This window comes from Ferrovibrio sp. (genome assembly GCF_041906005.1).
In the GTDB taxonomy this organism is placed as follows: Bacteria; Pseudomonadota; Alphaproteobacteria; order Ferrovibrionales; family Ferrovibrionaceae; genus Ferrovibrio.
On record NZ_JAYRJY010000001.1, the window covers coordinates 21011 to 34916 of the forward strand.

Consider the following 13906-nt stretch of genomic DNA (forward strand, 5'->3'; position numbering starts at 1 on the left):
CGCAAGCCTGCGTGTGGGTTTAAGCGCCGCGCTTTTACCCGGTTCCTCGGCCGGGCGCAAGCGACATGGCCGTCGGCACCACCCACCCACTGTGGCGGAGGCACCCTAAAAACGTTAACCATATGATTTTTCAGTGCTCTGACAACAGGATACTGGCGCCGGGCGCAGCGGCATGGTGATATACTGGTCATGTCTGACTCGGCGATTCAGCAAAAAGACCTAGACCCTCTGCTGGTCAGCCATGAGCGTTTCGCCCGCGGCATGCGGGGGGGCGTCCGCCTCAACCTGCAATTCCGCGATGCATCGGGCCTTAACTTTGCCAACCGTGACTTGCGCGAAGTCAATATGGTTGGAGGCGTGTTCCGCGCCACCGTCTTCAAATTCGCCAAACTGACACGCGCCAATTTCTATGGCGCCGTTATGGAGAATGCCGATCTCTCCTCCGCCGACCTGACACGATCAGATCTGCGCGGCGCCATCCTGCGCGGCGCCATCCTGGAATTTGCCGACCTTTCCGGTGCCGATCTGCGCGACGGTCGCCTGCTCAAGCCCGATGAGGACGGCAATTTGGTGCCTATTGCTGTCGGCGGCGCGGTAACCGAAAAAGCGCAGATGACCCATTCAAAGCTGGTGGGCGCCAAGCTTGGGCGCATCATGAGCCAGCAGGCCGACCTTACGCATGCCAATCTGGCAAATGCGCGGCTGGTGGATGCCGATCTGTCGAATTCCGATCTCCGTGGCGCAATCTTCGTTGGCGCCGACCTGACGAACACCAACATGAGCGGCTGCACGCTTTCGGGCGCGGTGCTGGCCGGGGCAATGCTGAACGGCACCCGTTTCGACGGCGCGGATCTCGCCGGCGCGTTCTTTCGCACCGGCGAAATGCGCGATGCGCGCATGGGCGGCGCCTTGCTGCCCAAGATGGTGGCCGAACTGGACAAGCCGCTGCAGATCATCCTGCGCGAGCATCTTGCCTGGGCAGATTCCCTCGGTGCCAAAGGTCGCCGCGCCGATTTCAGCCGCATCGACATGTCGGGTGTCAAACTCGCGCAGATCGACCTGTCTGCCGCGCTGTTCGTACAATCGACCCTGGTGGAAGCCGATTTTGGCGGTGCCAGCCTCACCATGTGCGACTTCACCGATGCCATGTTGCTGAATGCGCAATTTGCTGCCGCCGACCTACGTGGTGTGAAGTTCTCCGGCGCGAACCTGATCGGCAGCAACTTCCGCGGCGCCAAACTGAATCCGATGCCGATTTCTTCGATGCATGGCAAACGCTGGCACGCCAATCTGGAAAACGCCAACTTGAGTCAGGCAAATCTGAGTGCCTGCGATCTGGAGGGCGCGAATCTTACGCGCAGCATCCTGATGCATGCGGATCTGCGCGATGCTAACCTGAGGGGAGCCAATTTCCGCGGCGCCGACCTGACCGGGGCCGACCTGCGCGACGCCGAGGTGAGCGGTGCCGATTTCACCGGCGCCACAGGCGTCAACCTGTCATGAGGATTGCCGCAACCGCCGTCCCCTGTGCTAGGCTGGCTGGCGCAAACCGGATAAAGCGGCCCGCATGAATAACCCCGTCAAGGTCATTGCCCAATACGAAATCGACGAGCTGTTCGAAAACCATGCCAATTACGTGCGTGGCGTGCGTGGCGGCAAGCGCATGGTGTTACATTTCCGCGATGCATCACGCATCGATTTCAGCGGCAAGGAACTGACCTCGGCTGACTTCGTTGGCAGCAAGATGAATTACGCGGATTTCAGCCATGCCGTTCTGGTTGGCTCGTCGTTCTTCGCCGCCGATCTCCAGGGTGCCGATTTTCGGCGCGCCGATCTAACCAAGGCTGACCTGCGCGGCGTGAATCTGCGCAATGCCAATCTGGAAAGCGCGAATCTGACCAACGCCGACATCCGCGACGGCGTTCTGCTTCGCCCTGATGAAGACGGCAACCTGATCGCGGTGCTCAAACGCGCCACATCTATCGACAACGCCAAGATGGCTGGCGCCAACCTGACTTCGGCCAAACTGGGCAAGGTGGTCGGCCGCAACACCGACCTGAGCAACTGCAACTTCTCCAATGCAAAACTGAATGGCGCCGATCTATCCGGCTCCAATCTTGCCGGCTGCCTTTTTACCGGCGCCGACCTCACCGGTTCGAACCTGTCACATTGCGTGCTGCACGGATCAGTGCTGGCCGGCGCGGTGCTTAACGAGACCAATTTCGATGGGGCCGATCTGACAGCCGCCTATTTCCGCCCTGTCGACCTGCGCGATGCCGATGTCACCAAGGCGATCCTGCCGCGCAGCCTGGATAATCTCGACCGTTCGCTGCAGTTTATCGTTCGCGAACATCTGACCTGGATCGAGACCCTGGGCAAGCAGGGTATGCGGGTTGATTTCAGCCGCTACGACCTCTCCGACCTCAAACTCACCCAGATCAATTTCTCGGCTGGCGATTTCTCCTATGCCATCCTGCGCAACACCGATTTCTCCGGCTCGCGCTTTGTGCTGTCAGATCTGCGCGGCGCCATGATGCTGAATGCCAACTTCGCTACCTGCAACCTGCAGGGCGCCAAGTTCGACCGCGCCATCATGACCAATGCGGATTTCCGTGGTGCCAAGATGTCGCCGGTGAGTATCTCTGGCGCCATGCATCGACGCCAAGCCGCCAGCCTGCAGGAATGCAATCTGACCCAGACCAAGTTCCAGGGCGCCGATCTGGAGGGCGCGATCTTCAATCGCTCGATCCTGACATTGGCCGACCTGCGCAGCGCCAACCTGCGCGGTTGCTCGTTTCTGGATGCGGATTTGACCAACGCCGATTTGCGCGGCGCCGACCTGGAGGGCGCAGACCTGCGCGGTGCCATCGGTTTCAAACTGCCCGGCTAGGCGGTCTCTTCTGCCAACGCCTCGGGCAGCTCACTCAGATACGGCATCGGCGATAGCAGGATGACGGCCAACTGCACGCCGTAACCGGCAACGGCCAGCCAGATCGCCGCCGTCAGCCCGTATTGCCCGCCGACCCAGCCGCCCGCCAGTGCGCCGAGCGGCCGCATGCCAAGCGTCGCCACCTGCTGGATCGCGCTTACCCGGCCGATCAGCCGCGCGGGCACGATGGCCTGCCGCAGGCTGGTCTGGCCGATGGTCCACAGCATCGGCCCGAAGCCGAACAGGAAGAAACCGGCACAGAGCGCAGCGAAGGCTCCCATCCCCTGCAGCAACGTCGCTCCGCCAACACTCAGGGCTGCAAATACCGACATCGCCGGCCCCAGCAGGATCATCGTGCCAAGCCGCAACGATGCATGGATGAAGGGCATGCACACCGTGGCTAACAACATTCCTAGCCCCTGCGCGCCCAGCGCAAAGCCGATCTGCGCCGGAGTGAGCCTTAGATCGTTTGTGGCAAACAGCACCAGCACCGCCATCAACACGAACCAGCTGAAATTCCAGGCCATGGCACAGCCGGCGATCGCCCGCAGCAGCGCATGGCGCCAGACCAGCGTAAAGCCTTCGGCCAGTGCTCGGCCAATCGGCAGACCCGACTGCGCTTGCGGCACGTCGCGGCGCATCATCGGCGCAGCCAGCAGCCAGGCCGCGAGGGCCGACGTGACACCTGAAACTGCCAGCGCCGCCACCGGCGAGGTCCAGCCGGCCACCATGCCGGCCAGGCCGGGGCCGAGGAACACGGCCGCCGCACGGGCGAATTCCAGCCGCGCGTTGGCGCGCGCCAATCCCTCGCGGCCGACCAGCGCGGGCAGATAGGCTTGGGCGGCGACATTGAACAACACGGTGGCGGCCGAAAGGGCGAAACCCAGCACGGCCAGTCCCGCCAGGCCCAACCAGCCGGTAAAGGCCAGCAACGGCAACCAAAGCAGCAGCAGCGCACGCACCGCCTCCGAACCAGCCATCAGCCAGTGCCGAGGGAACCGATCGGCCCAGATTCCAGCCACCAGCGACAGCAGCAGGTAAGGCAAAGTCTGCAACGCGCTGAGGCCCCCCATCTGTTCGGGCGTGGCCCCCAGCGCCAACGCCGCCATCAAGGGGATGGCCGCCAGGGCAAGCTGCTCCCCGCCATTGGCGGCAAGATTGGCAAACCAAAGGCGGCGAAAAGCGGGGTCGGCGGGTATAGCGGGTATATAGCTCATGTCTCTGGAATAGTGCCTCGGCCGCCGCCCGGGCTATCCGCCTTTTGCGTCCTCATCCGGCCTTATCCGTGACCGGGGTCACGCCGGCCGCGGTAATTTATGGACATATGTGTCCAGTAATCATATAACCCGCCCAGAAGATCGCCACCCGGACGCTGCACCATGAAAAAGAAGATCATCCTGTCCTCCATCGCACTACTGGCCTTGAGCGGGGCCGGTTATGGCGCCTGGCATTGGTGGAGCTACAGCCGTTTCATCGAAAGCACGGACAATGCCTATATCGGGGCCGATATCACCGTGATTGCTCCGAAAGTGACCGGCTATATCAGCAGCATGGCGGTGGGCGACAACCAGAAAGTGACGGCCGGCAACGTTCTGTTCGAGATCGACGCCAGTGATTACCGGGCCAAGCTGGCGCAGGCTGAGGCCGCCGTTCAGGCCCGGCGCGCCGCATTGGAAGTGATCGAGCGCCAGATCGCCACCCAGCAATCGGCAATCGCCGAGGCAGACGCCCAGCTACGCAGCACCCGCGCCGACCAACAGCGCACCGACGAAGACCTGAAGCGCTACCGCCAGCTTGCGGCAGCGAGCTTCGTCTCGAACCAGAAACTTGAACTGGCCCAGACCGACCAGCGCAAGGCCCGGGCCGCTGTCGACCGGGCCGAAGCAGCCCGGGCGCTGGAGCAGAACCAAATCGCCGTGCTGCGCGCCAATCGCGAGCAGGCCATGGCCCAGATCGCCCAGGCCGAAGCCGACCTCGCCGCCGCCCGCCTCGATCTCGAAAATACCGTGGTGCGCGCGCCGGTGGATGGCGTGATCGGCAACCGCACAGGCCAGACCGGCCAGTATGTGAAGCCCGGCACTCAGATCATGGTGATTGTGCCGACCACCGACATTTACGTGGTCGCTAATTTCAAGGAAACCCAACTGCGAGGCATGAAACCAGGTCAGCCGGCTCGGTTGAAGATTGATGCCTTCCCCGATCAGGTGCTGCAGGGCCATATCGACAGCTTCGCCCCCGCCTCCGGCGCAAAATTCAGCCTTCTGCCACCCGATAACGCGACCGGCAACTTCACCAAGATCGTGCAACGCGTACCGGTCAAGCTGCGGATCGACAGCACCGACGGCCAGAAGCCCCTTCTGGTGCCGGGCATGTCGGTGATCGTGGATGTCGATCTGCGTCAGCACAGCGAAACTGTCGCCAGTCCGAAAAGCGCCACTCCCGCCGGCTGACCCCATGACCGCCGCCACTGCAACGGCAGCCCCCGCCCCGCCCGCGCCTATGCCGAAAGGCCGGTTGATCGGCTATTTCGCCATGGTGCTGGGCATGTTCATGGCGATCCTCGACATCCAGATTGTCTCTTCATCGCTGACTGAAATCCAGGCCGGCCTCAGTGCATCGGCCGACGAGATCAGCTGGGTGCAGACTTCCTATCTGATCGCCGAAGTGATTATGATCCCGTTCAGCGGCTACCTCTCGCGGCTGCTCTCCACCCGGGTCTTGTTCACGATCTCGGCCGCCAGCTTCACGCTGGCCAGCGTCGGCTGCGCGCTGGCCACCAACCTGGAAACCATGATCGTGTTGCGCGCCCTGCAGGGCTTCCTGGGCGGTGCGATGATCCCCACCGTATTCGCCAGCACCTACATGATGTTCCAGCGCAACCGCATGGCGAGCGCCACGGTGATCATCGGCCTGGTGGCGACGCTGGCCCCCACCATCGGTCCAACGCTGGGCGGGTACCTGACCCAGCTTTTTTCCTGGCATTGGCTGTTCCTGATCAACATCGTGCCGGGCGTGATCGTCTGCATGCTGGTCTGGATTTTCATCGATATCGACCGTCCTGATTACAGCCTGATGAAGGGTTTCGATTATATCGGCCTCGCGGCACTGGCCGTCTTTCTAGGCAGCCTGGAATATGTTCTGGAGGAAGGCACCCGCAACGACTGGTTCGCCGACGAGGCGATCCGCGACTTTACCATCGCCTGTGTTATCGGCGCGGTAGTGTTCTTCTGGCGCAGCCTCACCTATGCCAATCCCATTGTCGATCTGAAGGCTTTCCGCAACCGCAATTTCGCCACCGGTTGCCTGTTCAGCCTCACCATCGGCGTCGGCCTGTATGGCCTGGTCTATCTGCTGCCGCTGTACCTGGGTCGCGTACGCGGATTGAACAGCCTGCAGATCGGCGAAGTGATGTTCGTGACTGGCCTGGCGCAATTCATGAGCGCGCCGCCGGCCGGCATCCTGGCACGCCGGTTGTCCGACCCTCGTCTCGTCCTGGCCTTCGGTTTCGCTCTGCTGGGAGCCTCGACCTGGTCGATGACCGGCCTGACCGGCGACTGGCAATTCGATGAACTGCTGTTGCCCCAGATCATGCGCGGCATGGCCCTGATGTTTTGCATCGTGCCAATCAATGTCATCGCACTGGGCACCCTGCCTCAGCATGAGCTGAAGAATGCCAGCGGTCTGTATAACCTCACCCGCAACCTGGGTGGCGCCTTTGGGCTGGCCGGCATCAACACGGTGATGACGGAGCGCACTAATTTCCACTGGAACCGCATGGTTGATTTCATCAATCCCGGCCGCTGGGAGGTGCAGCAGTATATTGATACCGTTGCAGCAGCCTTCGGCGACCGCACGCCGGCCGACCAGATGCAATTCGCCATGAAGATGCTGACCGCGAAGATACAGGGCCAAGCTTATCTGATGAGCTTTATCGATGTCTTTACCCTGCTTTCGCTGCTGTTCGGCGCGGCTGCCGTGGCGGTGTTCCTTGCAAAGAAGCCCAAGCAGGCGCCTGCCCCGGGAGACGCCCATTGAGCCGCGCAACCGCAAAAATCCAGCCCCCGCGCCGCGGCCGTCCCGTCGACGCGAGCAAGCGTACGGCCATTCTTGAAACGGCCCGCGAACTGTTCCTCGAGCATGGTTATGGCGTCGGCCTTGAAATGATCGCGGCCAAGGCAGGCGTGTCGCGTCAGACCATTTACAATCTGTTTGAATCCAAGGATGACCTCTTCGCTGCCATCGTGCAGGAAAGCTCCAGTCAGATCACCGCCGCACTGGCGGAACTGTCACCCGATGCCCGCCCCCGCGAAGTGTTGACGGCCCTTGGCGTTGGTTTTCTCACCAAAATCCTGTCAGACCGCGCGGTGCAGTTCCAACGTCTGCTGATCGGCTCCTCGGCCAGCTTCCCGACTCTTGGCCCAACCTTCTATGCCAACGGCCCCGGTCGGGGCCTGGCTCGTCTGGCCGCCTATCTGGACCGCGAGACCGAGGCCGGACGCCTGACCGTGGACGACCCCGTTCTGGCGGCGGAACAATTCTTTGGCATGCTGATGGGTCATCGCAGCATGCGGCGCACGCTGCGGATCGACGGCGAAATGCCGGAAGCAGAAATCCGTCGCCGCGTCGATAGCGCCGTCGCGGCGTTCCTGCGGGCTTATGATAAGCCAGCTTAGCCGGCCAGCGATTTCGAGGCGATCTCGTAGGTCTCGCGCGAAAGTTTCGGTACGGCCAGGATCCGTTCCAACTCGGCCTTCATCTTCGCCTGGCGTCCGGGATCGACACGGCGCCAACGCCCCAGCGGCGCCAGCAGGCGGGCAGCCACCTGCGGATTGATCGGATCCAGTTCGATGATTCGGTCAGCATGGAAGGCGTAGCCCGAACCGTCAGCCGCATGATAGCGCAGGGCGTTCGCCGTGAAGCTGCCGATCAGGGCGCGGACCTTGTTAGGCTTATGCATCGAGAAGGCTGAATGATGCAGAAGCGCCTTCACCCGCTCCAGCGCATCCGGCAGGGCCGAGATGGCCTGCAAGGCCAGCCATTTATCCAGCACCAGCGCATCACCGCGGAACCGGTCATGGAAATCATCCAGCGCCGCCTGCCGCTCGGGTACGTTCAGGTCCACCAGCAGACGCAGGGCTGCCATGCGATCGGTCATGTTATCGGCATCGCGATACTGGCCGGCGATACGGTCGAGAATGCCGCGCTCCTCTGCCGCCAGTTCCGCAAGATAAGCTAGCGCCGCATTTTTCAGCGCACGTCTGCCGGCGGGCCCGGCATCCGGGCTGTATGGCCCCGAGATGCGGTTTTGGTCATATGTGGCCAACAGCAGATCGCGATGCGTTTCCGCGATCTGCCGGCGCAAGGCTCGCCGCGCCGTATGGATCGCCTCGACGTCGATCACCGCCATGTGGTCGGCGATATAATCCTCGCTGGGCAGCGTGACGGCCTCGGCAGCGAAGGCCACCTCCAGAGCATCATCACGCAGAATCTGTCCTACGGCAGCAGCGAAAGCTGGATCGAAGGGTGTCGAGGGATTGGCGATGCGCTGCAACAGCAGGTCGGTGGCATATTGCTGGCCGGCCTCCCAGCGGGCAAAAGCATCGGAATCATGCGCCATCAGGAAGGCGCGCTCGACACCGCTCTGTTTTACCTTGATGTTCACCGGTGCCGAGAAGCCGCGGTTGAGCGACAGTGCCCGCGGCTCAGGTATTCCCCTGAAACGGAAGGTCTGTTTTGCCGCCGTCAATGACAGGAGCCGACCGTTACGCTGCGGCACGGCCGATTCTTTATCCAGGCGTAATGGAATATCCTGGCCCTGCGCATCCAGCAGGCCGACATGCAGCGGGATATGCATGGGCTTCTTTTCTGGCTGCCCCGGCGTGGGCGGACAATGTTGCGCCACGGTCAGAACATATTCCCCGTTTTGCGCCTCGTAATGCCCTTCGACCTGCAGTTCAGGCGTGCCGGCCTGGGAATACCAGAGCCGGAATTGCTCAAGGTCGGCGCCATTGGCATCGGCCATGGCGGCCACGAACTGGTCGCAGGTGGCCGCCTCGCCATCATGGCGATCGACATAAAGCTTCATGCCCTTCTGGAAACCATCTTCACCCAGCAGGGTATGCATCATGCGGATGACTTCGGAACCCTTTTCATAAACCGTAGCGGTATAAAAGTTATCGATAGCGATGTAGCTGTCGGGCCGAATTGGATGCGCCAGCGGGCCGGCATCCTCGGGAAACTGGCGGGCACGCAGATTGCGCACATCCTGGATGCGCTTCACCGGCCGCGAGCGCATGTCGGATGAGAATTCCTGGTCGCGGAAAACGGTGAGACCTTCCTTCAGACTGAGCTGGAACCAGTCGCGGCAGGTGATGCGATTGCCGGTCCAATTGTGGAAATACTCATGCGCCACCACGGCCTCGATGGCAGCGAAATCGCCATCTGTTGCGGTTTCCGGATCGGCCAGGATGTAACGATCATTGAAGACGTTGAGGCTTTTGTTCTCCATCGCGCCCATATTGAAATCGCTGACGGCAACGATGTTGAACAGATCAAGGTCGTATTCCAGGCCAAAGCGGGCCTCGTCCCAACGCATGGAACGTTTCAGCGCATCCATGGCATAGGCGCTGCGCCCCTCCTTACCGTGCTCGGTGAAGATGCGCAGCTTCACCTGCCGGCCACTCTGCGTGACAAAGATATCTTCATTGCAGGCCAGATTGCCGGCCACAAGCGCAAAGAGATAACAGGGCTTCGGATACGGATCGTGCCAGACGGCATAATGGCGGCCATCGGGCAAAGTGCCCTCCTCCACCAGATTGCCGTTGGACAGCAACACCGGGCAGGTTTTTCTGTCTGCCCGTATGGTCACGCGATAGACCGTCATCACATCGGGGCGATCGAGAAAATATGTGATGCGGCGAAAACCTTCTGCTTCGCACTGGGTGCAGAAATTACCGCTGGATTGATACAGGCCAGAAAGCTGCGTGTTGCCTTTCGGGTTGACTTCAGTCTCGATCTCCAGGGTAAAACGCGCCGGTGGATTGGGGATCGTCAGCGTGCGCTCGGCAAGCAGGTACTCGCTCGTGCCCAGCAAGCGGCCATCCATTTTTACCGACAACAGCTTCAGATCCTCACCATCCAGCACCAGGGGTTTCCCGGGATTGACGGCTGCCATGCTCAGCTTCGATTTCACCCGCGTCGCCTCGGGGAGCAAATCGAATTCCAGCGCGATGCCTTCGAAACGATAATCCGGGGCGCGGTAATCCTTGCGGTGAATGGCCTGGGGTTGAACCTGATTCATGCAATGCTCTCAAATATCGTAAACCTCCACCACCCCCGGCAGCACGCGGATCTGGTGGCGGATGGTCGGGTTGATGGCATAGCCGCTGGGCAGTTTGATATCGGCCTCCAGCCCGCCGGGCAGCCCTGATTCATCCAGCTTCAGGCCCAGCAATACCTGCCCCTTGCCACGCCCGGCCTTCTCAAGCAGGCCTTTGATCTGGGCGAAGGGCTTGTCGTTTTCCACCATGATGCGAATGCCGGCGGCGGCACGGGCCGCCACGTCGTCCAGCTTCTCGGCTTTCTGGGCACTGAGTCGCTGCTGCTCACCATCGGCACGGGCGGTCAATGTCCACACGATATTCGCGCCGGCCTCCAGCAGGTCGCGATACTGCGCCAGCACCTCGGAGAACAGCATCACCTCGAACATGCCCGAAGCATCCGAACATTGCACGAAGGCGAAGCGGTTGCCGGTCTTCTGCGACGTGCGCTCCTGTTTCGAGATCACCGTGCCGGCAACTTTGAATATCTGGTCGCCAGAATGCAGCAGTTTCAGCATATCGGCATAACGCTTCACGCCCACGCGGTTCAGCGTGGCCTGATAGGCGTCGAGCGGATGGGCCGAGAGATAGAAGCCGATCGCCTCGAATTCCTTGGCCAGTTGTTCCATCGGCGTCCAGACTTCGCCTTCGGGCAGTTTGGGCAGGCTTTCATCGGTCTTGCCGCCTCCGAATAGCGACACCTGGTTGGAAGCGCGTTCTTCCGCCTTGCTCTGGGCATAGCGGATCAGCGTCTCCAGCCCGGCTAACACTCTGGAGCGGCTTTTTTCCAGCCCGTCGAAAGCGCCTGCCTTGGCAATGTTCTCCAGCATGCGTTTGTTCAGCGCCGACGGATCGACCCGTCCGGCGAAATCAAACAACGATTTGAATGACCCGCCGGCCTTGCGCTCCTCAACGATCTGGCCCATCGGCGCGGCGCCGACATTGCGCACGGCGGCCAGCGCGTAGCGGATCGCCCCCTTCTCGGCCTTGTCATACTCCACAGAGAATTCGACCTCGGAGCGGTTCACATCCGGTGGCAGCAGACCGATACCCTGACGGGCGCATTCCTGGCGGAAGACATTCAGTTTATCGGTGTTGGACAGATCGAGCGTCATCGAGGCGGCGATGAATTCGACTGGGAAATTGGCTTTCAGATAGGCGGTCTGCCACGCCACTAGGGCATAGGCAGCCGCGTGGCTCTTGTTGAAGCCGTAGCCAGCGAACTTTTCCACCAGCTCGAAGATGAAGGCGGCGCGGTCGGGATCGACGCCCTTTTCCTTCGCGCCGGTAACGAAGCGCTCCTTTTGCGCATCCATCTCGGCCTTGATCTTCTTGCCCATGGCGCGGCGCAACAGGTCGGCTTCGCCAAGCGAATAGCCGGCCAGCACCTTGGCGATTTCCATCACCTGTTCCTGGTAGATGATGACGCCGTAAGTTTCTTCCAGCACGGGCTTGAGCCAGTCATGCAGGTAGTCGGGCTTTTCCTTACCGTGTTTGCGGGCGATGTAGCTCGGGATGTTTTCCATCGGACCCGGGCGATAGAGCGCAACCAAGGCGATGATGTCTTCGAATGCGTCGGGCTTCATGTTGCGCAGCATGTCGCGCATGCCCGAACTTTCGAGCTGGAACACGCCCACCGTATCACCCCGTCCCAATAGTTCGAAGGTCGGTTGGTCAGCCAGCGGAATGGCGGCCAGATCGATCTGCACGCCTTTCTTTCGGATCAGCTCGACGGCCTTCTCAAGCACGTCGAGCGTCTTGAGGCCAAGGAAGTCGAATTTCACCAGGCCGGCAGCTTCGGCATATTTCATCGAGAACTGCGTCGCCGGCATGCTGGCATGGGGATCACGATAGAGCGGCACCAGCTCCACCAGCGGGCGGTCGCCGATCACCACACCGGCGGCATGGGTCGAGGCGTTGCGGTACAAGCCTTCCAGCTTCAACGCTACATCCATCATGCGTGCCACGGCCTCGTCGCGGTCGCGCTCCTCGCGCAGGCGCACCTCGTCCTTGATCGCCTGGGCCAGCGTTACCGGATTGGCCGGGTTGTTCGGCACCAGCTTGCAGATGCGATCCACCTGGCCGAGCGGCAATTGCAGCACGCGACCGACGTCGCGCAGGGCCGCGCGGGCTTGCAGTTTACCGAAGGTGATGATCTGCGCCACGTTGGCGGCGCCGTATTTGTGCTGCACGTATTCGATCACCTTTTCCCGCCGCTCCTGGCAGAAATCGATATCGAAGTCGGGCATCGACACGCGTTCCGGATTGAGGAAGCGTTCGAACAGCAGGCCGAAACGGAGCGGATCAAGGTCCGTGATGGTCAGCGCCCAGGCCACCACCGAACCGGCACCCGAACCACGACCTGGTCCGACGGCCACGTTGTTGCGCTTGGCCCATTGAATGAAATCGGCCACGATCAGGAAGTAGCCGGGGAATTTCATGTTGATGATCGTCTCGCATTCAAAGTCGAGACGGTCGTAATAGGGTTTGGCGGCCTCGCCGCTCACGCCAATCTGCTTCAGGCGTTTCTCCAGACCCTCGCGCGCCATGCGGCGCAGCGTATCAGCCTCGGACTCTCCCTTGCCGTCGCCAAAGCTGGGCAGGATCGGCTTACGCTCCTCGGCCTTGATGGCACACCGTTTCGCGATAACCAGCGTGTTATCGATGGCCTCGGGCAGATCGGCAAACAGCACCCGCATTTCCTCGGCCGACTTGAAACGATGATCGGGTGTCACGCGGCGGCGGTTCTGCTCGCCCACATAAGTACCCTCAGCGATGCAGAGCAATGCGTCATGCGCTTCATACATGCTCTCGTCGGGGAAATAGCAGTCGTTGGTGGCGACCAGTGGCAGATCCAGCGCATAGGCCAGATTCAGCAGGCCTGGCTCGGTCTTGGCTTCGATGGCCCAGCCATGGCGCTGCAATTCCACATAGAGGCGGCCGGGGAAGATGCGTTTCAGCATTTCGAGCTGTTGTCGCGCGGCATCGGTCTGGCCTTCGGACAGCAGCCGCGCGATCGGACCGCTGGGCCCGCCGCTCAGGCAGATCAGCCCCTCGGCGCAGCGCTCCAGATCGTCCCAGTTCACCTGCGCCGCTTCACCCGGCGGCGGTTCAAGATAGGCTTTGGTGGAAAGCCGCATCAGGTTGGCATAGCCGGCAGCGTTCTGGGCCAGCAGGACGATACGGTCGGGGTCTGGTTTCTTCAGGGACTTGCCGAAACCGGCTTGGGCCTGGTCGGCGCGGGTCAGGCTGAGCTGGCAGCCGATGATCGGCTGGATGCCCTTGCCGGCCAGTTCCTTGGAACCTTCCAGGGCGCCGAAGAGGTTGTTGGTATCGGTGATCGCCGCGGCGGGCATACGCAGCTTGACGCACAACTCGGCCAGTTTCGGCAGCCGGATCGCCCCCTCGGTGAGCGAATAGGCGGTATGGACGCGCAGATGGACGAAGTCGGCAAAGCTCATGGCGATTTTCGATTCCCGTTCGCGAAATACGATACGCGACCTAGGCGCCGGAAACCAGAACGCAAGGAATCCGAATCCCATCCTGAGTATGACGGATTCGCGTTGATTCCCAATATCTTGTGGATAAGTGCCGACGTCGCGGAGCTTGTTGCGGAACGCTTGCGGACGAATCCCATACCTAGGCGAACAAACCAGAA

8 protein-coding genes are annotated in these 13906 nt (G+C 61.5%); 5 read left to right on the forward strand and 3 right to left on the reverse strand.

What is annotated here, in order from left to right:
• Positions 1 to 189 precede the first annotated feature (189 nt).
• Both ACE3OO_RS00115 and ACE3OO_RS00120 read left to right on the forward strand, forming a co-directional pair.
• Positions 190 to 1503 (forward strand): pentapeptide repeat-containing protein, encoded by a 1314-nt coding sequence (locus ACE3OO_RS00115; RefSeq protein ID WP_374298419.1) that lies wholly within the window; start codon positions 190 to 192, stop codon positions 1501 to 1503.
• A gap of 64 nt (positions 1504 to 1567) precedes the next feature.
• Complete coding sequence (locus tag ACE3OO_RS00120) at positions 1568 to 2890, forward strand: pentapeptide repeat-containing protein (protein ID WP_374298421.1); 1323 nt, start codon at positions 1568 to 1570, stop codon at positions 2888 to 2890.
• Here ACE3OO_RS00120 and ACE3OO_RS00125 read toward each other — a convergent pair.
• On the reverse strand, positions 2887 to 4146 hold the full coding sequence (locus tag ACE3OO_RS00125; protein WP_374298423.1) for an MFS transporter: 1260 nt from the start codon (positions 4144 to 4146) through the stop codon (positions 2887 to 2889). The genes ACE3OO_RS00120 and ACE3OO_RS00125 overlap by 4 nt on opposite strands.
• A 162-nt stretch (positions 4147 to 4308) precedes the next feature.
• On the opposite strand from ACE3OO_RS00125, the gene ACE3OO_RS00130 reads away from it, so the two are divergent.
• From ACE3OO_RS00130 to ACE3OO_RS00140, 3 genes are read left to right on the forward strand one after another with little or no spacing between them, the layout of a single operon-like run.
• Positions 4309 to 5379 (forward strand): HlyD family secretion protein, encoded by a 1071-nt coding sequence (locus tag ACE3OO_RS00130; RefSeq protein ID WP_374298425.1) that lies wholly within the window; start codon positions 4309 to 4311, stop codon positions 5377 to 5379.
• A gap of 4 nt (positions 5380 to 5383) precedes the next feature.
• Entirely contained in the window at positions 5384 to 6964 is a 1581-nt protein-coding gene (locus ACE3OO_RS00135; protein WP_374298427.1) for a DHA2 family efflux MFS transporter permease subunit, read from the forward strand.
• Entirely contained in the window at positions 6961 to 7602 is a 642-nt protein-coding gene (locus tag ACE3OO_RS00140; RefSeq protein WP_374298429.1) for a TetR/AcrR family transcriptional regulator, read from the forward strand. Before ACE3OO_RS00135 ends, ACE3OO_RS00140 begins: the two co-directional genes overlap by 4 nt.
• Here ACE3OO_RS00140 and pepN read toward each other — a convergent pair.
• Together pepN and dnaE are read right to left on the reverse strand one after the other, a co-directional pair.
• Positions 7599 to 10229, reverse strand: coding sequence for an aminopeptidase N (gene pepN, locus ACE3OO_RS00145; RefSeq protein WP_374298431.1), 2631 nt, complete (start codon positions 10227 to 10229; stop codon positions 7599 to 7601). The genes ACE3OO_RS00140 and pepN overlap by 4 nt on opposite strands.
• 9 nt (positions 10230 to 10238) lie before the next feature.
• A complete protein-coding gene (gene dnaE / locus ACE3OO_RS00150) occupies positions 10239 to 13709 on the reverse strand; it encodes a DNA polymerase III subunit alpha (RefSeq protein WP_374298433.1) in 3471 nt (1156 codons plus the stop codon).
• Between the last annotated feature and the right edge of the window lie 197 nt (positions 13710 to 13906).

Coding starts and splice junctions, on each gene's coding strand:
- ACE3OO_RS00130 (WP_374298425.1), top strand. CDS start 4,309: ATGAAAAAGAAGATCATCCTGTCCTCCATCGCACTACTGGCCTTGAGC.
- pepN (WP_374298431.1), bottom strand. CDS start 10,229: ATGAATCAGGTTCAACCCCAGGCCATTCACCGCAAGGATTACCGCGCC.
- ACE3OO_RS00135 (WP_374298427.1), top strand. CDS start 5,384: ATGACCGCCGCCACTGCAACGGCAGCCCCCGCCCCGCCCGCGCCTATG.
- ACE3OO_RS00115 (WP_374298419.1), top strand. CDS start 190: ATGTCTGACTCGGCGATTCAGCAAAAAGACCTAGACCCTCTGCTGGTC.
- ACE3OO_RS00120 (WP_374298421.1), top strand. CDS start 1,568: ATGAATAACCCCGTCAAGGTCATTGCCCAATACGAAATCGACGAGCTG.
- dnaE (WP_374298433.1), bottom strand. CDS start 13,709: ATGAGCTTTGCCGACTTCGTCCATCTGCGCGTCCATACCGCCTATTCG.
- ACE3OO_RS00125 (WP_374298423.1), bottom strand. CDS start 4,146: ATGAGCTATATACCCGCTATACCCGCCGACCCCGCTTTTCGCCGCCTT.